This window comes from Campylobacter concisus, assembly GCF_015229955.1.
GTDB lineage: Bacteria > Campylobacterota > Campylobacteria > Campylobacterales > Campylobacteraceae > Campylobacter_A > Campylobacter_A concisus_AT.
Window position 1 is genome coordinate 18,166 of record NZ_JAAKYZ010000007.1, and the last position, 25,294, is coordinate 43,459.

The window sequence follows — 25,294 nt, forward strand, 5'->3', positions numbered from 1 at the left end:
ATTTTAGCGTCTAGCAAGCCTAGGCGCTAAACTCCGTTTAAATTTCAAAAAAAGTTAGAAAATGTTAAAAGATAAGATCATAAACAATGAAAGTGGCATAGTGCTTTATGGCCTAACGCCGCCAAAGGCTGAATTTGACGAGGCTAAGCTTAAAGAGATCGCTGCAAAATGGGACAAGAGGATCACAGACGTGCAGGCTGATGGCTTGGTGCTTTACGAGATCCAAGACGAAAGTAGCCGCATAAAAAGCGAGCGAACCTTTGAATTTAGTGATACATTAAGCCCTGAAATTTACTACTCAAAGTATCTAAATTTAAAGACACCAAGCATCTTTTATAGAGTCGCGAACAAATATAATGAGAGCGAATTTAGAGCAAATTTAGCCAAAAGTAGCAGCGATATAAATGTCTTTGTTGGCGTTGCTTCTGGCAAGGTAGAGCCTAAAATGAGCTTAGAGCGTGCTTATGAGATCGCTAGAGACGAGTTTAAAGAGCTTGTAGTGGGCGGTGTTTGCATAGCTGAGAGGCATGCTAAAAAGGGCGATGAAGAGCAAAGAATGAGCCAAAAGGCAAAAATGGGAGCAAAATTTTTCATCTCGCAGGCGGTTTTTGATATAAATTTGGCTAAAAATTTACTAACAAGCGTGGCAAAAAGTGGGTTAAATTTGCCTATAATTTTAACTTTTACGACTTGTGGCACGCCAAAAACGCTAGAGTTTATCAAGTGGCTTGGCATAAGCGTTGATGAAAAGAGCGAAAAAAGGATGCTTGAGAGTGATGATTTTTTAGCCACGGCATCACAAATTTGCCTTGAAAATTTCGCAGAGCTTTATGAATTTGCTAAAAAGCTTGGCATAAATGTCGGTGTCAATATAGAGAGCGTAATGGCAAAAAGAGCTGAGATAGAAGCGAGCCTAGAACTAACACATAAGATGAGAGAGGTGTTTTGATAGTTTAAAAGCTATCAAAACTTATATTTTATGTGGTTTTAGTAAGTTCTTAGTCTTTTTTAGATTTAATTATATAAGATTTTTAAGCTCATTTTAAAGTAGATAAAATTTATGACAAATATATTATTATGTGGTGGTTCTGGTACGAGGTTGTGGCCTATTAGCAGGACTTTAATGCCAAAACAATTTATTAAATTATTTGATGACAGGTCACTTTTTCAGCTAACTGCACTACGGAATAGTGAAATTTGTGACAATACATTTGTGATTACAAATATCGATCATTACTACTTGGCGATGGATCAGATAGAAAATTTAAATATCACAAATTTTAAATATCTACTTGAGCCAGTTGGTAGAAATACTGCACCAGCGATCACACTAGCTTGCCTCGCACTTGATCCAAATGAGATTGTTTTAGTAACGCCATCGGATCATTTGATAAAGGACATTAAAGCATACCATACAAGTGTAAAAGCTGCAAAAGAGCTGGCAGAGCAAAATTTCTTAGTTACTTTTGGCATAAAGCCAAGGTCACCTGAGACGGGATTTGGATATATAGAGAGCTATAATGGCGATGTAAAGGCCTTTTATGAAAAGCCAGACTATGAAAGGGCAGTGAAATTCCTAAAAGATCAAAATTTCTACTGGAATTCAGGTATGTTTGTCTTTAAGGCAGGCATTTTCTTGGATCAGATGAAAATTTTTGCTCCTGAGATATTTGAAGCATGCAAAGTAGCTTTTGACAACGCAAAAAAAGACGAATTTGATATTAAAATAGACACTACCGATATGCAAAATATCCCACAAAATAGCATAGATTATGCTGTAATGGAAAAGTCTGGTATCGTAAAAATGGTAGCTTCAGATGCGCCTTGGAGTGATCTTGGAAGCTTTGATAGTTTGGATGAGCAGCTGCCAAAAGATATCAATGGTAATACAATAAATAGTGATCTGTTACAGATAAATTCTCACAATAATCTAGTCCTATCTAGTGGCAAAAAAATAGCCTTAATAGATGTCGATGATTTAACTGTTGTTGATACAAAAGATGCTCTTTTAATATCTAAAAAATCTTCTAGCCAAAAAGTAAAAAATGTAGTAGAAATTTTAAAAGAGGAGAGCTCTGAGCTTTGTAATGCCCATGTCACGACAAATAGGCCTTGGGGAAACTACACTATCCTTGAAAATCAAGATGGTTATAAGATAAAAATAATAGAGGTAAAACCTGGCAAAAGACTATCTTTACAAAAGCATTTTCATAGAAATGAGCACTGGATAGTACTATCAGGAAGTGCCACTGTGACGATAGGTGAGACAACTAGACTCATTTGTCCTAATGAGTCTATCTATATAAAAATGGGTGAAATTCATAGGCTGTCTAATGAAGGAAAAATTCCTGTGGTTTTAATAGAAGCTCAGGTCGGTGAATATACAGGTGAAGATGATATAATTCGCCTAGATGATGATTTTAAAAGGTGATTTATGGATAAAAAAGTAGCGTTAATAACTGGTATAACTGGTCAAGATGGATCGTATTTGGCGGAATTTTTACTAAAAAAAGGTTATATAGTCCATGGCGTAAAAAGACGAACGAGCCTTTTTAATACAGATAGAATAGACCATCTCTATCAAGATCCACACGTTGATAATAGAAACTTTTTCTTACATTATGGTGATATGACGGACTCTATGAATTTAACAAGGATCATTCAAGAAGTACAGCCAGATGAAATTTATAACCTAGCTGCCATGAGCCATGTACATGTTAGCTTTGAGACACCAGAATATGTCGCAAATGCTGATGGCACAGGCACTCTTAGACTACTTGAAGCTATAAGGATATTAGGGCTTGAGAAAAAGACTAAAATTTATCAAGCCTCTACATCTGAGCTTTACGGAAAAGTACAAGAGACGCCGCAAAGCGAAACGACTCCATTTTATCCAAGAAGTCCTTATGCAGTCGCAAAGATGTATGCGTACTGGATAACGGTTAATTATAGAGAGGCTTATGGCATTTTTGCTTGTAATGGCATATTGTTTAATCACGAATCACCAGTTAGAGGCGAGACATTCGTAACCAGAAAGATCACAAGAGCAGCTAGTAAGATAGCGCTTGGGCTTCAAGACAAGCTTTATCTTGGAAATTTAGATGCCAAAAGAGACTGGGGCCATGCAAAAGACTATGTAAAGATGATGTGGATGATACTACAAGCCCCAGAGCCAGAAGACTGGGTGATAGCAACTGGACAAACAACAGCGGTTAGAGATTTTGTAAAATTTGCATTTGCTTATGCTGGCATAAATTTGAGATTTGAAGGGGCTGGTGTAGATGAGGTAGGAGTCGTGGACTCACTAAATTTTGAAAAAGCAAAAGAGTTAAATTTAGATATATTACATTTAAGTATCGGACAAACTGTGGTTTGCGTAGATCCAAGATATTTTAGGCCAACGGAGGTTGATTTGCTACTTGGAGATCCGAGTAAAGCAGAGAAAAAACTAGGCTGGAAGAGAGAATTTAAGCTTCAAGATCTAGTAAACGATATGATGAAGTCGGACTTAAAGCTCATGACAAAAGATGTCTATCTAAAAGATGGCGGATATGAGACAATGAGCTATTTCGAGTAAGAAATGGATAAAAATAGCAAAATTTATATAGCAGGACACAGAGGACTGGTAGGCTCTGCTATAGTGAAAAATTTAAAATCAAAAGGCTATGAAAATATAATCACAAGAACTCATAGTGAGCTTGATCTAATGGATCAAAAAGCAGTTTATGAGTTTTTTGAAAAAGAAAAGCCTGAGTATGTGGTGCTAGCTGCTGCAAAGGTCGGCGGAATAGTGGCTAATAGCACGTATAGAGCTGATTTTATCTATGAAAATTTGCAAATTCAAAATAATGTGATCCATCAAAGCTATGTGCATAAGGTAAAAAAACTACTATTTCTGGGAAGTACTTGTATATATCCTAAAAATGCTCCGCAACCAATGAGGGAGGAGGTGCTTTTGACATCTCCACTTGAATACACAAATGAGCCATATGCGATCGCTAAAATAGCCGGCATGAAGATGTGTGAGAGCTATAATTTACAGTACGGCACAAATTTTATATCTGTTATGCCTACAAATTTATATGGTCCAAACGACAACTTTGATCTAGAAACTTCGCATGTATTGCCAGCACTTATAAGAAAGATACACCTAGCAAAGCTTTTAAGCGAAGAAAAATTTGACGCAGTGGTAAAAGATCTAAAAGCAAAAGATATAAATGAGGCTATGGCTTATCTTGGTAAATTTGGTATTTCAAAAGATAGAGTAGAAATTTGGGGCACAGGAAAACCTAGGCGAGAGTTTCTATATTCAGAAGATATGGCCGATGCTTGCATATTTTTACTGGAAAATAGAGACTTTAAAGATACTTATGACAAAAATAGCAAAGAGATAAGAAATACGCATATAAATATAGGTACTGGCAAAGATATATCTATAAAAGAGCTAGCAAATTTGGTTAAAAATATAGTTGGCTTTAAAGGAGAGCTGTGCTTTAATGATAGCAAACCTGATGGCACGATGTTAAAACTAACGGACCCCTCTAAGCTCCACTCTCTTGGTTGGAAACATAAAGTAGAGCTTGAAGATGGAATAAAGATGCTTTATAAGTGGTATTAAAAAATAAAGAAAGTAATAAATGAAAAAAGTTTATGTAAGTATAATAGCTGATTTGGTACATGCCGGACATATTAAAATTTTAAAAGAAGCCGCAAAATACGGAGAAGTTACAGTTGGTCTTTTGACATTAAAAGCATGTGGTGAGTTAAATGATATTCCTTATTTAGATTATAATAAACGGAAAGAAGTTCTAGAAAATCTTTCTATGATAAAAAATATTGTTCCACAAGATAGTGCCAGTTATAAAGATAATTTGTTAAAAATACAACCAAATTTTGTTATTCATGGTGATGATTGGCAATTTGGTTATCAAAAAAAATATCGTACAGAGGCTTTAGAATTATTAAGACAATGGAATGGAAAATTAATAGAAGTGCCTTATAGTCATGATATAAATGAAATAAAAGTAAAGGAAAATATTAGAAAATTAGGCATAACATCTACTGCCAGACAAAGCAGGTTAAAAAAACTACTAAAAGCAAAAAAAGTTTTAAAAATACTTGAGGTTCATAATGCTTTAAGCGGTCTTATTGTTGAAAATGCTAGTGAAGTACTAGAAGATGGAGAGATTGTAACATTTGATGGTATGTGGTCTAGTTCACTTACTGATTCTACCTCAAAAGGCAAACCAGATATTGAGGCTGTAGATACTACAGCCAGGTTAACAACCATAAATGAGATTTTTGAAGTAACAACAAAGCCTCTTATATATGATGCAGATACTGGAGGAAAACCGGAACACTTTGAATTTACTGTTAAAACATTAGAGAGAATTGGAGTTAGCGCTGTAATTATTGAGGATAAAACTGGATTAAAGAAAAATTCTCTCTTTGGAACAGAAGTAGAGCAGACACAAGATACTGTAGAAAATTTCTGTTATAAAATCAAATCTGGCAAAAAGGCACAAATTACAGATGATTTTATGATTATTGCTAGAATTGAAAGCTTAATTTTGGATAAAGGTATGGAAGATGCTCTAAAAAGAGCTTTTGCATATATAGATGCTGGCGCAGATGGAATAATGATACATTCAAGAAAAAAAGACCCAACTGAAATAATAAATTTTATAAAAGAGTTTAGACAAAAAGACAATAGTACCCCTATAGTAGTTGTTCCAACATCATTTAATACTGTTACAATAGATGAATTTTCTGAAATGGGGGTAAATGTTGTGATATATGCAAACCATATGTTAAGGGCTGCTTATCCAGGTATGATGAAGGTTGCAAAGTCTATTTTAAAACATAAAAGGTCGCTTGAAGCAGAACCTGACTGTATGCCCATAAAGGCTATTTTAGAACTGATACCAGGTACAAAATAATGGCACTTGATACAAGAGATTTTATTAGTAGATTAATAGCGAACGGATATACACATCTTTGCGTTGTTCCATGTAGTTTTATAAAATATGTTATAAATGAGGCAATAAATAATCCGAATATTGAGTATGTCCCATGTGCCAGTGAGGCAGTTGCTTGCAGTATAGCATCTGGTTTAAAAATGGCAGATAAAAAGCCAATTGTATTAGTCCAGTCCAGTGGTATTACAAACATGGGTAGTTGCATTACCAGCCTATTAAAACCATATAATATTACTTTTCCGATTTTATCTAGTTGGAGAACGTATAGTGATGGAGATAGTGAAATACAACATGAGCATCTAGCAACAGGATTGCCGTCTCTTATATCTGCATATGGATATAAGAGCCAGATATTAGATAATAATAGTATTAATGATGCCATAAGACAAATTGAAATCTGCAATAATACACCAACTATTGGGATTATAGAAAAAAATAGTTTTACTAAGGTTGAGCTTGAGGACAAAAATAAATTGGATTTGTCTATTTATATTCCTAGAAGTAAGTTTTTAGAGGCTTTGAATAGAATTTTTAAAGATAATGATGTGCTAATTATTGGAACCACCGGAAACACATCAAGAGAAATGTATACATTTATGAAAAATACAAATAATTTTTATATGGTTGGAAATATGGGTGGAGCTTTAAGTATTGGACTTGGAGCTGCTAAGGTAGGTAAAAATGTTATAGTATGTGGAGGTGATGCAGAATTTGTTATGCATATGGGTGGACTTACTACTGCTGGAAGATATAAAAACGATGTAAATTTAACTTATATTTTATTTGATAATGAGTCAAATAAATCTACCGGTGGACAGAGTACATATCAAAAGCATTTAGATTATATAAGCATCGCAAAAGCGTGTGGACTATATGTAGTTGATAACATAGTTTATGGTATTGAAGAATTTGAACAAAAAGTAAAAGTTATTAAAGGATTAAAATTTATCCATGTGAAGTGTGGTCTAGACAATGAAGTGCCAAGACCGCCACTAGAAGTTATAAAAGTTAATAAATTTAATTAAAAATATACAAATAAACTTAATAAAAGGGATATTTTAAAAAAAGATATGATAAATACAGCAGTTATACTGGCAGCAGGTTTCGGAAGTAGATTAAAAGAAAGGACAAAATTAAAACCAAAAGGTCTTTTAGAAATAGAAGGCATTTCTCTTGTCAAAAGAAGTATAGATAATTTATTATCATGTGGAATTGAAAAAATATATATAGGTACTGGCTATTTGGCTGAAATATATGAAAAATTTTCACTTAATTATCCACAAATAGAAACAGTTAAAAGTGATAAGTACGAGATAACTAGTAGTATGTATACTCTTTATTGTATGAAAGAAAAGTTAAATGATGATTTTTTGCTCCTTGAATCTGATTTATTATATGAAAAAGATGCATTAAAATTTCTTCTTGAAGATGAATTGGACAATATTGTTTTGGCAAGTGATAAAACAAATTCGAATGATGAAGTGTATATAGAGATCGATGAAAATTATAATCTTGTTTCTTTGTCAAAAAAAAGAGAAGAATTAGGATCTATATACGGAGAACTTGTTGGGATATCGAAAGTTTCAATAAAAAATTATAAGATTATGTGTGAGACCTTTGAAAAACAAGATAATCTAAAAATAGATTATGAAAATATCATGGCTAAAATTTCAAGTAAAAGTTCATTTTTTGTTAAAAAGATAAACGGTCTTATATGGTGTGAGATAGATGACAAAGACCATTTAAGAAGAGCAATTGAAAAAATACTACCTAAAATAAAGGCAAAAAATATGAAAATTAAAAGAAATATATTATTAAATCCAGGGCCAGCAACAACAACCGATACTGTCAAAATGGCTCAAGTTGTACCAGATATTTGCCCAAGAGAAAAAGAATTTGGTGATATCATGGAATATGTTTCGTCCGAACTTACAAGTATTGTTGCTAATACTAATGACTATACCACGGTATTATTTGGTGGAAGTGGTACAGCAGCTGTAGAAGCTATATTAACTTCCGTTGTTCCATACAATAAGAGCATACTGATTATAAATAATGGTGCTTATGGAACAAGAATGTGTCAAATAGCATCAAGATATAAGATAAAATATATAGAATTTAAAAGTTCATCTATAGAGCCAGTGGACTTAAAAAAAGTAAAGGAAGTAATAAAGCAAAATAATAGCTCCATTTCTCATCTTGCTGTTATACACAACGAGACTACTACGGGTATTTTAAATAACCTTAGTGATTTAGGAAAATTGGCAAAACAATATAATATAGAGTTTATAGTAGATGCTATGAGTTCTTATGCTGCTATCCCAATCGATATGCAAAAACAAAATATTTCATATTTGGCCTCTAGTAGTAACAAAAATATTCAAGGTATGGCCGGTGTCAGTTTTGTAGTTGCTAAAAAATCTTCTTTGGATGAGTTAAAAAACATAACACCAAGAACTTTTTATTTAAGTCTTTATGAACAGTATGATAATTTTAAAAAAAATTATCAAATGAGATTTACTCCACCAGTACAAACCATATATGCTCTTAAGCAAGCTATTATTGAAGCTAAAGATGAGGGTATAGAAAATAGATACAAGAGGTATTGTAAATCTTGGGAAACTTTAATAAAAGCCCTAAAAGAGATGGGGTTAACTTATTTAGTAAATGACAAATATCACTCTAAAATTATCACTTCTATTCATATACCTGATGGTATAGATTTTAATGATATGCATAATTATTTTTATGAGAGAGGCTTTACTATTTACCCTGGAAAGGTGGCAGAATTTAATACTTTTAGGATTGCAAATATAGGGCAGATAGATAGTAAAGATATTGAAGATTTTATTGTAATTTTAAAAGAGTATTTAAACAGATGATTAAAAAAATAAAATCATTAAAATCAAATAATGAGTTTATGAAATATTTTAATAATACATCATATTTACTTTTTGATAAGATTTTCAAAATGTTAATATCTTTTTTTGTAGTTATATATTTAACAAGATATTTGGGCCCAGAAAGGTTTGGTTTGCTTTCATATGCTCAGAGCTTTGTAAGTATATTTATTGCATTTGCCTCTTTAGGTCTAAGTCAAATTATAGTAAGAGATATTGTAAACGATCAAAATAATGTAGATAAGGTGCTTGGAACCGCATTTTTTATGATGCTTACCTCGTCTATTATATCCATGGGAGTTATTTTTATATTAAGTTTTTTTATTTATAAAGAATCTCAAACTAGGTTATTAGTAAATATAGTGGCAATAACTGTTATTTTTCAAGTTTTTTATATTTTAATTGAAAGTTTTTTCCAAGCAAGAGTTTTATCAAAATATATAGTTTTTGCTAGTAATACAGGTTTTTTGGTTTCATCTTTTATAAAAATATTATTAGTTTATTTTAGTATGCCATTAATGTATTTTGCATATGCGCTTGTGTTCGATAGTCTTTTTTTAGCATTGAGTTGTTTGTTTATATATAATTACAAGGGCGGAAATATATTAGGTTGGAAAATTGAAAAAGTATTGTTAAAAAAATATATAAAAATTTCTATACCAATGCTTATGGTATCTATAACAGCATTTATATATACAAGAACTGATCAAATTATGATAAAACATATGCTTGGGGACGATGCAAATGGGAACTATGCAGCAGCAATAAGAGTTAGTGAACTGTTTTATTTTATTCCTAGTATTATCGTGGCTTCTATATATCCAAAATTAGTAGAATTAAAATTACAAAATCAAGACAGCTATTTAAAACTACTTGAAAAACTTTATAGATTGGTATTGTGGATATCTATTCCGATTGCCTTAATAATGACCTTTTGTAGTAGTTTTATTATTACAATATTATATGGTGAAAAGTTTGCTAGTGCCCCGCATATTTTATCTGTCCTTTCATGGTGTATTATCTTTGCATCGATTGATGCAGTTTTTGTAAAAATACTCTATGTTGAAAAATTTGAGTCAAGGTATTTATATAAAAGCACATTTGGTGTATTAATTAATATAGTACTTAACTATATTTTAATTAATACACATGGTGTTGTTGGTGCTGCTATGGCGACACTAATTACACTAATATGTGTAAGTTATGTTTTTGATTTGTTGGATCCGAAATTAAGAGAATATTATTATTTAAAACTAGTATGTTGGACACCACTAAATAATGTTAAGGAATAAAAATGCAATCTAAAATTAGAAGAATGGCAAAAATAATAATGCCAAGACTATATAGAAAATTGAGTGAAATGCGAAAAAAACAGGTTATTAATAAGTTAAAAGATAACTACCCAAACTTAAAAATATTTGGTCCTATTTCTCAGGGCAATAGAAAATTATTCTCACAAGATAATCAAGATTATATCATATATGAAAATTTTTTTAAAAATAAAAAAGATGGTTTTTTTTGCGACATTGGCGGGAATCATCCGTTAAAGATAAATAATACTTTATATTTCGAGCAATTAGGCTGGCACGGTGTAGCCTTTGAACCTTTGCCGTATCTGGCTGATCTTTGGATTAGGCACAGGAAGGCAAAGCTTTTTTCTTATGCTCTTTCTGATGCTGAAAAGGAAATGGTTTTTACTATTGTAAAAAATACCACCGGATGGGAAGACATGCTTTCTTTTGTCAAAGAAACAAGAACTATAGATTATGAATATGAAACGGAAGAAATTTTAGTGAAGGCTAGGACCTTTAGAGAAGTTATGAAAGAGGAAAATATTACTCATATAGATTATTTATCATTAGATGTTGAAGGGCACGAATTAAATGTATTAGAAGGAATTGATTTTAATGCCGTTAGAATTAATGTATTAACTATAGAAAATAACCCTCCTTGCTCTCCGATTTATGGAGATGAGTCAATAAGAAAAATTATGTTAAAAAATGATTTTGTTTTATGGGGAAGAATAATCGGCTTGGATGATATCTATGTGCATAAAGATTACTTAAAGCAATCTCTTGGTGGAGAGTTGCTATAGATATGAAAACAATAGCATTTTATTGCGAATACGATAAACGAGTAAACGATGATCATTTTCTGCTTCACTATCCATTAACGAATGAATATGTTAGTTTGACTAATGATTTAAAAAGAATAGGGTATGAAATTCATACTTTGGATATATATAAAAAACAAAACATTGATCCGGACATTTGTATTTTTTTGGATATGCCGACTTTTAGTATAAACAAGATCATAAATAAGAAAAAAACAAAATCAATAGTAATGTTACGAGAAGCAGAAATTATAAATAAAATCAATTACGATAAAAAACGACACCAAGAATTTGATTTTATTCTAACATGGAAAAATAGTTTAATAGATAATAAAAAGTACTTTTTCTTCCCATCTACAAGGTATGTTTTTTCAGGAAGGGCAATAGTTAAAGACTATCTAGATAGAAAGCTATGTGTTTTGATTAATAGCAATCTATCATCAAAGATAAAAGGGGAGTTATACTCACATAGGTTTAAAATCATTAGATGGTTTGAAAAAAAATATATTAATGATTTTGATTTGTATGGCTATGGGTGGGATAAATATATACTAAAAATTAGAAATAAAACTATATTTAGCTCAAAACTATTGGCGCCCAAAAGGATCTCTTATAAAGGCACTGTTGAAGACAAGATAGCAACTATAAGTAAGTACAAGTTTGTGATTTGTTTTGAAAATGCAAATAATGTGGAAGATTATGTTAGTGAAAAGATATTTGATTGTTTTTTGGCCAGCACGGTTCCTATCTATTTGGGGGCACCAAATATTGAAAAAATTATCCCGAAAGAATGTTTTATAGATTTTAGACAATTTAATTCTATTGATGAAATGCATGCATTTATATCTAGCATAGAAGATAAAAGGTATTTGGAGTATATAGATAATATTAATTCATATATAAATTCTAATATGGCTAAAAGATATAGCCTTGAAAATTGGGTTAATTCTATAAAAAAAGTTATAAGGTTATGTAATGTTTAAAAGAAATGACTGGAATCCAAAAATATTAGAGTTCTTTTTAAATGCAAATTTTTTAGAGAGAAAGGAACTTTGGAGATATATTCAAAAATTTTCAAAAAATTTTAATGGCTCTATTTTGGATTTAGGCTGCGGAACAAAACCTTATATCGATCTATTTGAATGTAAGAGATATATAGGTCTTGAACTAATAGGGGGGGGCAGAACAATGCCGATTTTTTATGATGGTAATACTTTCCCTTTTTAGGATAGTTCATTTGATGGTCTTGTTAGTTTTCAGGCTATATACCAGGCAGATAATATTGAGAATATTATGAAAGAAATTAACAGAGTACTAAGAATTAACGGTAAAATTTTAATTTCTGTACCGTTTATATGGTTTGATGGCGAAAAGCACTCCGAGAGAAAATTTTCTACTTATTACGCAGAAAAGCTTTTTATTGATTATGGATTTGAAATTATAAAACGAGAAAAAACAAATCCAAATTTAAGCTCACTATTTTTGCTAGCAAACGTATATTTTAATGATATGATTGGTAAAATTACTTTTAAGTTTCTAAGAAGAATTTTAAAATTGTTAGTTACTCCTTTCTTAAATTTAATTGGATTACTAAATTTAAAGTTTTGTCAAAAAACAACCAATCTTTATATTGATTCGGTAATTTATGCTATTAAGGTAAAAAATGTTTAATATTATAAAAAAAATTATCGAGAATCTTTTTAAGACGCATCAGTGGTATATTTTAATAAAAAAGTCAAATGAAAGTGTTTGGAGTAGACTAAAACAACCAAAAGATGTAAGTAGAGCAGATCCATTTATTATATATAAAGATGGTAAGTATTATATATTTTTTGAAGAATTTGATATAAAAAAAAGGCACGGCTACTTATGCGCTGGAGAGTATTGTCGGAATTGTAATGAAATTAAAAACATAAGAGTTATATTGAATGAAAAATACCACTTATCATTTCCAAATGTCTTTTTATATAAAAATGAATATTACATGATTCCAGAAAGTAGTGAAAACAAAACAATAGACTTGTATAAATTTATAAATTTTCCATATAGTATAGTAAAAATAAAAACATTAGTAAATGATATAAGTGCAGCAGACAATGTCCTTTTGTTTAAAGATCAAAAAGTTTATTTATTTACTAGCATTTATGCTCATAGTAGATGTTTACACTCTGAGAATTTATCTATATATCAGTCTAATGACCTTTTAAACGATGATTTCGTAGAGGTTCATAATAATCCAGTGCTTACAGATAAAGAATTTGTTAGAAATGGGGGACGGTTTATAGAAGATGAGTCTGGCTTCTTTAGAGTTTCCCAAGATTGTAAAAAGAGATATGGGTATAAAATTAATTTTATGAAAGTCAATAAAATAACCGACACAGAATATGAAGAAGAAGTATCTAAAATGATTTATCCACCAAAAGGCTATATAGCTTTTCATACATATAATATTGCTAATGATATAGAGATAGCAGACGGAAAAATAGTTTTAAAAAATCTATTTGTTTTAATAGATAATTTTATTGATTTATTAAAATTAATTTTCAAAAAGATTAGGATAGGATTTGTTAATCGGCAGATTTAAAAATGATGGTAGAAAATGAGAGAATTTAATTCGTTTCAAATAAAAGCTAAAAATGTTTTATTCCTTCTTGAAAATGGAATTAGAAATATTTTAGATCATTTTGGTTTGCTTGCAACTGTCAAAAAATACTAGGCAAATAATGAAGAAAATAGTTTTTTTAAACTCTACAATGCAAGCTGGTGGACCAGCTAGAGTTATCAATTTATGGAGTAATTATTTTATAGATAAGGGTTATGATGTAGAGATAGTATCTAATATTGATGTACCGCTTTTCTATGATTTTAATAAAAAAATTAAATATTCCATTTTGGGTATTGATAAATTTCAACAACGATCAAGAGCTAGAACTCTTTTTAAAATATTTAAATTTATATATAAAAGAAGAGATGAAATACACATTTACAATAAAGCTCTATATATACCATATCTGTATTTACTCAAAAAAATAGGTTTGATAGATAAAAGTATAAAATTGGTTTATTTTGCTCATGGTGGAAGTAGTGATTTTATAACACTGTATGATAATTTTAAAAATTATATGATAGCTTGTACGTTTGATAATATTATTGCATTACATAATGATTACGATAGTTTTGATAGTGCTACCGTTAAGAAAGCATTTAAAAGAAAAATAATTGATAAAATTTTTAAAGATTATTGGCAAGAGATCGCAAGTAAAATAGTGTATATACCAAATCCAGTCACTTTTTATGTTGAAAATCCTAGTAATTTGATGCAAAAAAATGTTTTAGCTGTAGGAAGACTTGACAAAGTGAAAGGATTTGATTTATTGATAAAATCATGGAAATTAATTTGTGATGATGTTGGAGAGTGGAGACTGAGGATTATCGGCAGCGGACAGGAAGAAGATAATCTCAAAAGAATATGTGAAGAGCTTGATGCAAGAAATATTGAATTTATACCACAGCAATTTGATATTAAACAATACTATATTGATAGTTCAATTTATGTAATGTCTTCCATTGAGGAGGGAATGCCAATGGTTGTAATAGAGGCCATGGAGTGTGGCTTGCCCATAGTAGCCTTTGATAATGTCGGAGCTAAATTTTTAGTCAAACATGGCAAAAATGGACTAGTGTGTCGCACTGGAGATATTGCTACTTTATCGACAAATTTAAAGAAATTGATAGATGATTTTAATCTTAGACTAGAGTTTGGAAAAACGTCGAAAGAGTATGCAAAGAAATTTCATATAGAAAATATATCACCTAAATGGAAGCCAATTTTAGGAAAGAATAATGCATAAACAAATAATTACCTCTACTGGCTATGGTGGTACGGGCAGTAGTGCCATAACTGATCTACTTAAAGAGTTTGATTCTGGAATTTCTATGGGTGATGCTGAATTTTGGTTCTTACAAGACTATGATGGGGTATCTGATCTAGAGTATTATTTAATAGATGGAAATCATAGATCTAAAGTTAGTATGGCAATCAGCAAATTTATTAAATATATAAAAATCCATAATACTTTTTACAATAAATTTTTTGGTGAAAATTTTATTAAATATTCAAATGAATATATTAATTCTTTAGTTGATGCAAGCTTTAGGAAAGCGTTGAGTGATTATGAAGTAAGTAATAGTTTTTTGAAACTATGGTACTTTAAACTTTACCCGATTATGCAGCTCGGGATAAAAAAAATCTTAAAACAAGATACATTTGAATTTTCACCAAAGATACGTCTGATTGATAAGTATTATTCTATTCCAGACAAAAATAGATTTTATATCGAAACTAAAAAGTATACTAGTAAACTTTTTAGTTTATTAGATACAGATAACAAATATAAATTTATTGCCATAGATCAATTGGTGCCGTCTATTAATACTAATAGATATTTTAACTATGTTGATAATTTAAAAGTAATTGTAGTAGATCGTGATCCAAGGGATCTTTTTTTGTTGAATGAGACGCACTGGAATGGCGCATCTTATATCTGTGACACAACTAATATATATGAATATATAAATTGGTATAAGACAATGAGGGAACATAGAAAAACAGAGAAAAAAAATAATAATGTAGTTTATATGATGATAGAAGAACTTATATACGAGTATGATAAGTCATTAGGGCGTTTGTATAATTTTCTAGGTTTAGCAGAAGAAGAACATATAAAAAAAAGACAATATTTTAATCCAGCTGTATCTAAAAATTGGACTAGACTTTGGGAAAAATATCCCAAATATAAAAAAGAAGTAGAGATTATTAGGGAGCATTTAAATGAATATTGCTACAAATGATCTTAAAAAACTAATTGAGCCACATTTTCAAGGAGATCTAATCAAGGATTATTATGAAATTAAAACAATAAAAGCTATAAATTTATTAACTCATACTAGATTGGACCTGGCCTTTAAACTTTTATACCTTGATATGATAAATAAGGATAGTGCTTTTGCAAAAAAAGTTTATGAAGAGCATATACGTGCGTTTAGTTTGGGGAAATTTACTGAGTTTGGTAATAAAAACAAAAATGGCATTATTTCTTTTATAAAAGAATTTGATAGTACTTTTGAGAGTATTAAGAAAAATGGATTTGACTGTCGTAAAACTATTGTGCCACTTTCAAAAAATAAGTCTATAGCAAATGGAGCACATAGGGTTTCCAGTGCTATATATATGGATATAGATGTTGGGTGTGTGCAAATAGATACTGCAGACCATATTTATAACTACAAATTTTTCTATGAGCGAAATGTGTCGAATAAAATCTTAGATGCTGTAGTTGCTAAATTTATAGAATATGCCAACAATACATATATCGCCTTTATATGGCCTACAGCACAAGGACACGACGAAGAAATAGAAGAAATAGTGCCAAGAATAGTATATAAAAAAGAGATAAAACTTAATCCAAATGGTGCGCACAACTTAGTTTCTCAAATATATTATGGGGAAGAGTGGTTGGGTAGAGTAGAGAATAATTTTAGTGGGTCCAAAGGCAAGCTTATAGAGTGTTTTACTAATTTTAATCCGGTAAGAATTGTGGTGTTTCAAGAAGATAGTTTAAATAATGTATTAAAAATAAAAGATAAAATAAGAAATATTTTTAATATTGGAAAACATTCTGTACATATAACTGACACTAAAGAAGAAGCTATAAGAGCATCACGTATAGTTTTAAATGATAACAGTATTCACTTTTTAAACTATGCAAAGCCAAACAAATATATTGTTGTTCATAGAAATATAGATAAATTTAAGAAGTTTATAGTAGATAATAAGCTTAATACTGATGATGTAGCGTTGGATGGTAGCATAATCTTATCCGTTTATGGGTTAAGAGAATCTCGAGATATAGATTATTTTTCAAGCATAAAAATTGAGAATAAGGAATTTGAAGCCCACGATGAAGAATTGAGATATCATAAAAAAGAAAAAAGCGATATTATTTACAATCCAGAGAATTATTTTTATTTTAATGGTTTAAAATTTGTATCATTTGTTCAATTATATAAAATGAAAAAAAATCGCCATGAAAAAAAGGATATAAATGATTGTAAAATAATGGAAGCTTTGATAGAAAATAATAATTTAAAAAAACTAATAAATGGAATCAAACAGGACTTATTCTATATAAATATAAAGATTAGGGCAAAATTAATAATTTTTTTAAAAGGTATTGGACTTTTTTGTATAGCAGAAAGAATATATAGCGTATTAAAGGGTAATATAAAATGATAGACATTAGTAAAAATCCAGTCGTGTCCGTTGTGATGTCTGTGTATAATGCTGAAAAATATTTAGATGCTGCTATACGAAGCATACTGGAACAAACATATAATAATTTTGAATTTATCATTATCAATGATGGCTCAAATGATAGGAGCCTGGAAATAATTAAAAAGTATAAGAATGAAGATGATCGCATAGTTTTAATCAGCAGGGAAAACAGAGGATTAATATCGAGCTTAAATGAGGGGATAGCAAAAGCAAGAGGTGAGTATATAGTAAGAATGGATGCAGATGATATTAGTTTGCCGTTTAGGATAGAAAAACAACTACAAGTGATGGAACATGACAAAGATATAGTTGTTTGTGGAAGTTGGATAAATATTTTTGGGGAAAATATAAATGAAAAAGTTGCTAGATATTTTGAACACGACAAACAAATAAAAGCAAATTTGCTTGTTTCTTGTTGTTTTGCTCATCCATCAGTAATGATTAGAAAAGATGCCTTTACAAATAATAATATTTTGTATGATGAAAGGTTTAAAAATGCAGAAGATTATCATCTTTGGACTCAGCTTGCAAAGGTTGGTAAATTTTATAATATCCCAGAAATACTCTTAAAATATAGATTTTTAGAAACAAGCATTACAAGATTATCAGACAAGGATTGTTCAAAAAGATATAACGTATTAAAAGATATTTTTAAAGAAGCTCTTAAGGCAGTTGATTTAAGTATAAACGAAGAAGATATGAAAGTACATTTTATAATATCCGATAATGCAAGAATAAAAAATAATAAAATCGAATTAAAACGTATAAAGAACTACTTTGATAAAATTTTAAAAGCCAGTGAGAATAAACAAGTAGTAGACTTGACTACTTTAAAACAAGTACTTGGTAGAAGATGGTTGTATAATCTTATTTGCCATAAAGATATTAGAGCTATATTTTATAGCTATTTTTGGTTTGGCGTAGCTAGTGTTCTCAAAGGCAAATAATGGAAAAATATAATGTTTCTATAATAGTGCCTATTTATAATGTGGAGAAATATATAAAAAAGTGTGTAACTACGCTTTTAGAGCAAGACTATAACAATATAGAGTATATTTTTGTAAATGATTGTACTCCAGATGGTTCTATAAAAATTTTGAAAGATACCATTGAAAAATATCCAAATAGAAAAGATGATATAAAAATTATCAACAATATAAAAAATAGTGGATCAAGTCTTACTAGAAAATATGGTTTGGATGCTTCAAATGGTAAATATGTTTTGTTTGTAGATAGTGACGACTGGGTCGATAAAGATATGGTAAGTTCTTTGATTAATGAAACTAGAAAAAGTTATGCAGACATAGTTTGTTTTGACTATATTAAAGAATTTAATAAAAAAAGCATTGTAAAAAGTTTTTTTTATACAAAAAATCACCCAAAGTCTAATTTGAACTTTGTAAAAGCTATTTTATCTCATGAAATTTCTGTTTCCATGTGTGATAAATTGGTTAAAAGAGAGCTTTATGAAAATGTTGAATTTCCATATTTTTCACACTGCGAAGATAGTTTTGTAAATTTACAGCTTTTTTATTGGGCAAAAAAAATTATTCACATTGCAAAACCATTTTATCACTATAGGACAAATCCTAATTCGCTTTCTAGTAGTTTTTCAAATAATAAAAAAGCCCTTGATGATTTTGCTGATTTTAGCAGAGCTGTAAAGAATTTTTTGATACAAAAAGATCTTTTCGATGAATATTTTAAATTTCATATTCCTACTATTTTAAAATTTACTTTGGATTATTCTGAAAGTGATTTCAAAAAACAAATAAATGCTATATGCCCAGAAGCAAATAATATAAAATATGTTTTTCAAATCAATAGAAATATAATCTATAAAATTTTATATAGCACAGTTTTTATAGGGTTCCCGCAAATTTTTGTTTTTGCAAAAAAAGTATTTATTAGGCTTAGAAATTTTTAGATTCATATGATTGGAGTTGCTATAAAAATTTTTATAATCGGTAATGTCTCGTCTATGATGATAAATTTCAGAGAAGAGTTTATAAAAATACTTGTATCAAAAGGGTATGATGTCTACTGTTTAGTTAGTGACCACAATGAAGAAAGTAGAAAAAAAATAATCTCATTGGGTGCAACACCGCTTGACCACACTTTAAATGCAAAAGGGCTAAATCCATTTAAAGATCTCATTGCTACATATGATTTGGTTAAGCTATTTAGGCAGCATAGACCAGATGCGATTTTTTCTTTTTTTGTTAAACCAGTTATTTTTGCAACTATAGCCGCAAAAATAGCAAGAGTGCCACGAATAGTAGGCATGATAGAAGGGCTTGGCGGAGCTTTTACAGTCCATAAAAATGGGCAAACAAAAAAGGCGAAAATTATCAAAACTATACAAGTTCTTTTGTATAAAATTTCACTACCATCTCTTGATGAGCTTATATTTTTAAATAATGACGACAAAAAGGACTTGATCGATAGATACAATATAAAAGTAAAATCCATAAATATATTAGGTGGTATAGGTGTTGATCTTGATAAATTCTCATATACTAAAGCACCTACTGATCCTATAAGTTTTATTTTTATAGCAAGACTTCTTGCAGAAAAGGGAATATTTGAGTATTTAGAGGCAGCTAAAATCGTAAAAGAAAAATATAAAGATGTAAAGTTTTATATATTTGGTAGTTTTGATGAGCACAATCCATTTGGATTAACGCAAGAAGAGCTAAAACCTTATCTTGATAGTGACGTAGTTATATATCCTGGCTTCGTAAATGATATAAAAGAACGGATAGTAAATAGTTCCATTTTTGTCTTGCCTTCGTATTACAGAGAAGGTGTACCAAGAAGTACGCAGGAAGCTATGGCGATAGGAAGGGCAGTAATAACCACAAATAGTGTAGGATGCAAAGAAACTGTTGAAGATGGAGTAAATGGATTCTTGGTGCCACCATTTGATAGTAAAATTTTGGCACAAAAGATGATTTATTTTATACAAAATTCAGAAATGATAGTCCAAATGGGTATGGAAAGCAGAAAAATAGCTGAAGTAAAATTTAATATAAATGAAAAGAATGAAAGACTTGCAAAGATTATTATTGGGAAATAGCACATTGCCATTTTTAGATTTTTAATTTAAAAATTTATATTGACTGGATTTTAGCAAACTTATCGTGATTTAAATAATAAAAACCAAGACAAGCTGGTTAGTTTTTTAAGCTAGACTTCTACTAACCCACTAGTCCACCAACTAGTTTTTATATTGTTCTTATTGGCCTTTTGTTTTAAAAATTCCTATTCATCTTTTGTAGGTTTAAACTCATCTTTGAAGAATTTTTGCTTAGTTTCTATCCTCTTTTCAAGCATCTTCTTATCGTAAATTTTATATGAAGGCTTCCAGTACTCAAGGTAGTTTCTAAAACCAGTGCTGTGACCTGCATCATAGTGGCAGCTTGCACGTTTTGGCTCTTTATCGCTATCAAGGAGTTTTTATGACGACACGTGAGTTGCAGATATTGACTAGGTAGTTTTCATCTTTGCCGATAACTACAAAGTAAGCGCCAGCTAATTCTAATTTTTCCATTGCATTTACTGCTTATAAACAAATTTAATTACTAAAGAATTAAGCTAAATAAAATAGAAAATAAAATATAATCCCAAATCTTTGGTCCCGTAGCTCAGTTGGTAGAGCACTACCTTGACATGGTAGTGGTCGATGGTTCGAGTCCATTCGGGGCCACCACTTCTAGCAAAATATCCCAAACAAGAGATTTAAAAATTAATTATTAGTAAAATTTCTAAAGATGTGGTAAAGACTTATTTCAAATAATCTTTCACATCATACTCTTTGCCAGCATCGTGATCTTTTAAAAGCTTTGCCACGATAGGGCTTAAAATGATGATGGCAATTAAATTTGGTACGACCATCAAGCCATTAAACATATCTGCTAGGCTCCAGACAAAATCAACTTTTTGCAAGCTTCCCAAAAATACAAAAATGACTACTAAAATTTGAAAAGCTCTGACCGCTTTTGCCCCAAGAAGGTATCTTACATTGATCTCAGCAAAATAGTACCATCCAAGAATTGTTGTAAATGCAAAGAAAAATAGGCAAACAGCTACGAAACTATATCCGCCAACCTTGCCAAAGATATGCGATGAGAAGGCTTCTTGTACTAAGGTTATGCCTGTAAAGACCGCCTTGCCGTTTTCAAAGCTAATAACATTTGCGGTAAGTACTACAAAAACGGTTATATTTAAAACGATAAAAGTATCTACGAATACGCTCATTATGCCAAGTACTGCTTGATCGACTGGGTGTTTGACATTAGCTGCGGCGTGTGCGTGCGGAGTCGAGCCCATGCCAGCTTCATTGCTAAAAAGACCCCTTGCTATGCCGTATCTCATCGCAGCTGCTATGCTAGCTCCAGTAGCTCCACCCCACGCAGCTGAAGGATCAAACGCTGCTTTGTAGATAAGCAAAACTGCATCTGGGATTTCATGAAAATTTAAAGCGATAATGATTAGTCCAACACCTACATAAAGCAAAGCCATCAAAGGCACAATCTTTTCAGCCACTCTTGCGATCGCCTTTACGCCACCTATAAAGATGACCGCGCAGACAATTGCTAAAAAAGCTCCAGTTATCCACTGAGGTATACCAAAGGCACCTTTAAAGCCGTCTGAGATCGAGTTTGCTTGCACCATATTTCCGATAAAGCCAAGCGCGATAATGATAGCGATAGCGAAAAATCCAGCTAAAATTTTTGCCCATTTTCCCTTTAATCCACGACTTATATAAAATGCCGGACCGCCTATCGTGTGCCCGCTATCATCTTTTGTGCGGTAAATTTGAGCTAGGCAAATTTCAGCAAAATTTGTGGCCATGCCTAAAAATGCAGCGCACCACATCCAAAATATCGCTCCAGGACCGCCCATGATAAGAGCTGTTGTCGCACCTACTAGATTGCCAGTGCCAACTTGTGCGGCGATCGCAGTTGCAACTGCTTGAAACTGGCTCATGCCAGCCTTGCCAGCAGCTTCGCCGTGAAGTGAGAAATTTCCAAAAAGTTCTCTTAGACCCATTTTAAACTTAAAAATTTGAACAAACCCAAGCCTAATAGTAAAAAATAGTCCAGTGCCGCAAAGTAAGGCGATAAGGAAGTATGGACCCCAAAGAAATGAATTTATACTTTCAACACAATTATTTAAAATTTCAGCAAAATTTGTAGGCATTTTCTTGACTTTCATTGGTGTAGTTTAGAGAGCGAGTATATTTAAAAAAATATAAAATTAGAATAAATAAGAAAAATTTTTTAGCTTGGCTTAAAATTTCGTGCTAGTTTTGGCTTACTCGTAGTGAACTTGTTTTTACTAGCAAGATTTTGCGACCAATATTTTTGTGCTCTAAGGCGTTTTTTGATTGATAATTTCTAAATTTATCCCACAATGAAGGTTTAGAATGGTTTTTAGATTTTAAAATTAGGTTTTTGCGTGTTTTAGGAGGCTTTTACACGAAATTTGCAATCTTTATTGCGCGGATATAACTTGGCAAAACATATTTGGCTCTTAGTTTGCTAAAAATCTTATAAAGCACGTCACAAGCAGCTTTGGCGTTAAATTTTGCTTCATTGTTATTTGCTGGATTTGCCATATTTTATCCGCTATTTGACTTGTCAGTAGCCACGCTCTGCATCAAATTTTTCTCATCGATCGCCGCCCAAAGTTGTTTAAAAATTTCTGGAAAGCTACTTGCTCTGTTATAAGCCGTCGTTAATCTACTCCAAGGCACGTCTTCTATCTTTAAATTTGCGATGTACACTAAATTTTGCTCGTTCATCTGCATTCCTTTTAAAATTTACTCTTATACTCGCCATAAATAAATCTGATAGAGTAAAGCCCAAAATTTAGCCCTTGGATTTTATTTTCTCTAGCCACTCATTTAGCGTTTTTTCAAAGCCTATGCCCTTGCTTTTGTAAAAAACGAGCGGTTTTTCTAGATATTTTTGCTCGACCCAGCCGCCAAAATCATGCGGATAAAGGTAGTCCTTGCTCTCTTTTGTGTGATTTTTTAGATATGGCGGGATCTTTAAAATTTCTTCGCTTTGCACATATCTTAGGGCGGCATTTATCGCGTTGTAGCTGGAGTTTGACTTTGGCGAGCTAGCTAGATAGACGGCGCACTGAGCCAGTATGATCCTAGCCTCTGGAAAGCCTATCTCTTTTACCGCACTTAGTGTGCTTGCGGCTAAATTTAGCGCATTTGGGTTTGCGTTGCCGATGTCTTCGCTGGCAAATATCGCCATCCTTCTAGCGATGAAGTCCGCACTCTCGCCAGAGTCTATGAGCCTTGCTAGGTAGTATATGACGGCGTTTTCGTCGCTTCCGCGCATACTTTTTATAAAAGCACTTGCTAGCTCATAGTGCGTGTCGTCCTCTTTTGCTCCCTCTTTTAGGGCGTTTTGTCGAAGTGTTTTTAAATTTTCTAAGCTCACATTTTCATCAAGCGTGACGGCAAATTCTAATAAATTTAGCATAGCTCTTGCGTCACCGCCGCTACTTTTAAAGAGATACTCCTTCGCCTCCTCGTTAATACTAAATGAAATTTGCTCTCTTATCTTGCCAAGAAGCTCCTCAAAATCGCTACTGCTAAGCGGTCTAAACTCAAAGAGCATCGAGCGACTTCTGATACCTGAGCTTAGTGTGAAAAAGGGATTTTCAGTGCTAGCGCCGATGACTAGGGCTTTGTAGTTTTCCATGGGGATGAGCAGTGCTTCTTGCTGGGTTTTGCTAAGCCTATGGATCTCATCTATGAAAAAGAGCGGCTTGTTTAGGGCGTTTTCGTAGTTTTTTAAAATTTTGCGGAAGTCATCTATCTTTAAATTTCCGCCGTCAAACTCGTAAAAGTCGTAGTTTGCACCACTTGCCACCGCCCTTGCAAAGCTCGTCTTGCCACAGCCTGCTGGACCATAAAAGATGGAGTGCGGGATTTTGCTAGAGGCTATAAATTTTAAAAATGCCGCTTTAACCGCCTTTTGACCGCAAATCTCATCCAAGTTTTTTGGTCTAAACATCAGTGCAAGTGAGCTCAAATTTACTCCTTTATCGCTTTTGGCAAAATTTTAGCCTTTGCGCTAAGGCTTTCTATCTTTAGCTCATAAATTTTAGTAATCTTTAACCCATACTGAGCCGCTGTTTCAAAGGTGTTCATCGCATAGGCTGTGTATTTTAGGCTGAGAATTTTTAAAATTTCATATTTTTTAGCTTCGTCTGTGATCTCATAAACTCTAGTTTTTGCGATGGCGCTTTTATACTCAGTCGTAAAAACCTTGCCTCCAAGTGCCTTGCCATCGTTTTTTATCGCATCTAGCTCGCTATCATTTAGATGCGGGACTTTATTAAAGCTTACACAAACAAACTCCACTCTTCGCCCATCTTGAAGCAGTTTTGCCTTACAGCCAGCGGTAGCTCCATGTATAAAAATGCTTTCACCAACTCTAACTGGCGAGATAGGCACGCTAAAAATTTCTCCCTCATCATCCACACATGAAATTACCGCATATTCACATTCATCTATGATTTTTAAGCCATCTTCACGGCTTAGCTCTCTATCTTTTCGTCTCATTTTTTATCCTTTTTTTGGAAAGAGCATTTTAAAATTTAAGTGCTTAAAGGCTAGTATAACGCAAAAATTTCAAGGAAAAACATGAAAAAAATAGCTATTTTTGCCATTTTGCTTGGCATAAACTTAGTCCATGCAAACGATGTTTGCAATGAATATATAAAGCAAAGTAGGCTCTATCTTGACGAGCTTTATGCCAAAGAGAGCAAACGACTTGCAAATGATGAAAAGGCGTTAAGGCTTTTTGAGCTTAAATTTGATGAGTTTAAACAAAGACAAAGCGGCCAAGAAGCCATAATTTTGCAAAACAAAGATGAGAAATTTTGCAAAAGAAAGCTTGAAGAGACAAACAAACTTTTAAATGATCTAAAAAAATAG

The 25,294-nt window shown here is 31.7% G+C and carries 24 protein-coding genes, 1 tRNA gene and 1 pseudogene; 21 read left to right on the forward strand and 5 right to left on the reverse strand.

The genetic code is table 11. The features are described 5' to 3' along the window. Window positions 1-61 precede the first annotated feature (61 nt). The 20 genes and pseudogenes from G6W45_RS08595 (at window position 62) to G6W45_RS08690 (ending at window position 21,037) form a co-directional block, all read left to right on the forward strand. Window positions 62-949, forward strand: a complete 888-nt coding sequence (locus G6W45_RS08595; RefSeq protein WP_194168198.1) for a DNA-binding protein — start codon at window positions 62-64, stop codon at window positions 947-949. Window positions 950-1,060: 111 nt separating this feature from the next. Next, window positions 1,061-2,431, forward strand: a complete 1,371-nt coding sequence (locus tag G6W45_RS08600; protein WP_194168199.1) for a mannose-1-phosphate guanylyltransferase/mannose-6-phosphate isomerase — start codon at window positions 1,061-1,063, stop codon at window positions 2,429-2,431. A gap of 3 nt (window positions 2,432-2,434) precedes the next feature. Next, complete coding sequence (gene gmd, locus G6W45_RS08605) at window positions 2,435-3,577, forward strand: GDP-mannose 4,6-dehydratase (RefSeq protein ID WP_194168200.1); 1,143 nt, start codon at window positions 2,435-2,437, stop codon at window positions 3,575-3,577. 3 nt (window positions 3,578-3,580) lie between these two features. Beyond that, window positions 3,581-4,618 carry a GDP-L-fucose synthase family protein gene (locus tag G6W45_RS08610; RefSeq protein ID WP_103579987.1) on the forward strand — a complete coding sequence of 346 codons (1,038 nt, stop codon included), beginning with the start codon at window positions 3,581-3,583 and terminating at the stop codon, window positions 4,616-4,618. 19 nt (window positions 4,619-4,637) lie between these two features. Continuing rightward, window positions 4,638-5,939 carry a phosphoenolpyruvate mutase gene (gene aepX, locus G6W45_RS08615; protein ID WP_194168201.1) on the forward strand — a complete coding sequence of 434 codons (1,302 nt, stop codon included), beginning with the start codon at window positions 4,638-4,640 and terminating at the stop codon, window positions 5,937-5,939. Further along, complete coding sequence (locus G6W45_RS08620; RefSeq protein WP_194168202.1) at window positions 5,939-7,003, forward strand: thiamine pyrophosphate-dependent enzyme; 1,065 nt, start codon at window positions 5,939-5,941, stop codon at window positions 7,001-7,003. The genes aepX and G6W45_RS08620 overlap by 1 nt, the downstream gene beginning before the upstream one ends. Before the next feature lie 45 nt (window positions 7,004-7,048). Then, window positions 7,049-8,860: a 2-aminoethylphosphonate aminotransferase gene (locus G6W45_RS08625; protein ID WP_194168203.1), complete on the forward strand. Its 1,812-nt coding sequence runs from the start codon at window positions 7,049-7,051 to the stop codon at window positions 8,858-8,860. After that, a complete protein-coding gene (locus G6W45_RS08630; RefSeq protein ID WP_194168204.1) occupies window positions 8,857-10,170 on the forward strand; it encodes a flippase in 1,314 nt (437 codons plus the stop codon). The genes G6W45_RS08625 and G6W45_RS08630 overlap by 4 nt, the downstream gene beginning before the upstream one ends. 2 nt (window positions 10,171-10,172) lie before the next feature. Continuing rightward, on the forward strand, window positions 10,173-10,973 hold the full coding sequence (locus G6W45_RS08635) for an FkbM family methyltransferase (RefSeq protein WP_072594061.1): 801 nt from the start codon (window positions 10,173-10,175) through the stop codon (window positions 10,971-10,973). Between the two features lie 2 nt (window positions 10,974-10,975). Then, window positions 10,976-11,974 carry a glycosyltransferase family 10 domain-containing protein gene (locus tag G6W45_RS08640; RefSeq protein ID WP_194168205.1) on the forward strand — a complete coding sequence of 333 codons (999 nt, stop codon included), beginning with the start codon at window positions 10,976-10,978 and terminating at the stop codon, window positions 11,972-11,974. Continuing rightward, complete coding sequence (locus G6W45_RS08645) at window positions 11,967-12,218, forward strand: hypothetical protein (RefSeq protein ID WP_194168206.1); 252 nt, start codon at window positions 11,967-11,969, stop codon at window positions 12,216-12,218. Before G6W45_RS08640 ends, G6W45_RS08645 begins: the two co-directional genes overlap by 8 nt. 12 nt (window positions 12,219-12,230) lie before the next feature. Beyond that, a pseudogene (locus G6W45_RS08650) lies at window positions 12,231-12,662 on the forward strand (hypothetical protein); the annotation flags it as partial. Further along, window positions 12,655-13,575, forward strand: coding sequence for a glucosamine inositolphosphorylceramide transferase family protein (locus tag G6W45_RS08655; protein WP_194168208.1), 921 nt, complete (start codon window positions 12,655-12,657; stop codon window positions 13,573-13,575). The pseudogene G6W45_RS08650 and the gene G6W45_RS08655, both read left to right, overlap by 8 nt. Before the next feature lie 139 nt (window positions 13,576-13,714). Continuing rightward, window positions 13,715-14,842 (forward strand): glycosyltransferase, encoded by a 1,128-nt coding sequence (locus G6W45_RS08660; protein ID WP_194168209.1) that lies wholly within the window; start codon window positions 13,715-13,717, stop codon window positions 14,840-14,842. Beyond that, a complete protein-coding gene (locus G6W45_RS08665) occupies window positions 14,835-15,842 on the forward strand; it encodes a sulfotransferase domain-containing protein (RefSeq protein WP_194168210.1) in 1,008 nt (335 codons plus the stop codon). The genes G6W45_RS08660 and G6W45_RS08665 overlap by 8 nt, the downstream gene beginning before the upstream one ends. Further along, window positions 15,823-17,283 carry a hypothetical protein gene (locus tag G6W45_RS08670; protein ID WP_194168211.1) on the forward strand — a complete coding sequence of 487 codons (1,461 nt, stop codon included), beginning with the start codon at window positions 15,823-15,825 and terminating at the stop codon, window positions 17,281-17,283. Before G6W45_RS08665 ends, G6W45_RS08670 begins: the two co-directional genes overlap by 20 nt. Continuing rightward, the gene (locus tag G6W45_RS08675; RefSeq protein WP_194168212.1) at window positions 17,280-18,272 is read left to right on the forward strand and encodes a glycosyltransferase family 2 protein; all 993 of its coding nucleotides are present in this window, start codon (window positions 17,280-17,282) and stop codon (window positions 18,270-18,272) included. The genes G6W45_RS08670 and G6W45_RS08675 overlap by 4 nt, the downstream gene beginning before the upstream one ends. Beyond that, a complete protein-coding gene (locus G6W45_RS08680; protein ID WP_194168213.1) occupies window positions 18,272-19,252 on the forward strand; it encodes a glycosyltransferase family 2 protein in 981 nt (326 codons plus the stop codon). The genes G6W45_RS08675 and G6W45_RS08680 overlap by 1 nt, the downstream gene beginning before the upstream one ends. A 6-nt stretch (window positions 19,253-19,258) precedes the next feature. Beyond that, complete coding sequence (locus G6W45_RS08685) at window positions 19,259-20,404, forward strand: glycosyltransferase family 4 protein (RefSeq protein ID WP_194168214.1); 1,146 nt, start codon at window positions 19,259-19,261, stop codon at window positions 20,402-20,404. 557 nt (window positions 20,405-20,961) lie between these two features. Beyond that, window positions 20,962-21,037, forward strand: a tRNA-Val gene (locus tag G6W45_RS08690). Between the two features lie 74 nt (window positions 21,038-21,111). Here the strand turns inward: G6W45_RS08690 and G6W45_RS08695 are convergent. From G6W45_RS08695 to G6W45_RS08715, 5 genes are all read right to left on the reverse strand, one after another. Continuing rightward, window positions 21,112-22,530: an alanine/glycine:cation symporter family protein gene (locus G6W45_RS08695; protein ID WP_194168215.1), complete on the reverse strand. Its 1,419-nt coding sequence runs from the start codon at window positions 22,528-22,530 to the stop codon at window positions 21,112-21,114. Window positions 22,531-22,804: 274 nt separating this feature from the next. After that, window positions 22,805-22,948, reverse strand: coding sequence for a hypothetical protein (locus tag G6W45_RS08700; RefSeq protein ID WP_194168216.1), 144 nt, complete (start codon window positions 22,946-22,948; stop codon window positions 22,805-22,807). 3 nt (window positions 22,949-22,951) lie between these two features. After that, window positions 22,952-23,134: a hypothetical protein gene (locus G6W45_RS08705; RefSeq protein WP_194168217.1), complete on the reverse strand. Its 183-nt coding sequence runs from the start codon at window positions 23,132-23,134 to the stop codon at window positions 22,952-22,954. A gap of 67 nt (window positions 23,135-23,201) precedes the next feature. Beyond that, window positions 23,202-24,368, reverse strand: a complete 1,167-nt coding sequence (locus G6W45_RS08710; RefSeq protein ID WP_242039091.1) for a replication-associated recombination protein A — start codon at window positions 24,366-24,368, stop codon at window positions 23,202-23,204. Window positions 24,369-24,388: 20 nt separating this feature from the next. Continuing rightward, window positions 24,389-24,919, reverse strand: a complete 531-nt coding sequence (locus G6W45_RS08715; protein ID WP_194168219.1) for a pyridoxamine 5'-phosphate oxidase family protein — start codon at window positions 24,917-24,919, stop codon at window positions 24,389-24,391. 81 nt (window positions 24,920-25,000) lie between these two features. Here G6W45_RS08715 and G6W45_RS08720 point away from each other — a divergent pair, with 81 nt between their 5' ends. After that, window positions 25,001-25,294, forward strand: a complete 294-nt coding sequence (locus tag G6W45_RS08720; protein WP_085657969.1) for a hypothetical protein — start codon at window positions 25,001-25,003, stop codon at window positions 25,292-25,294.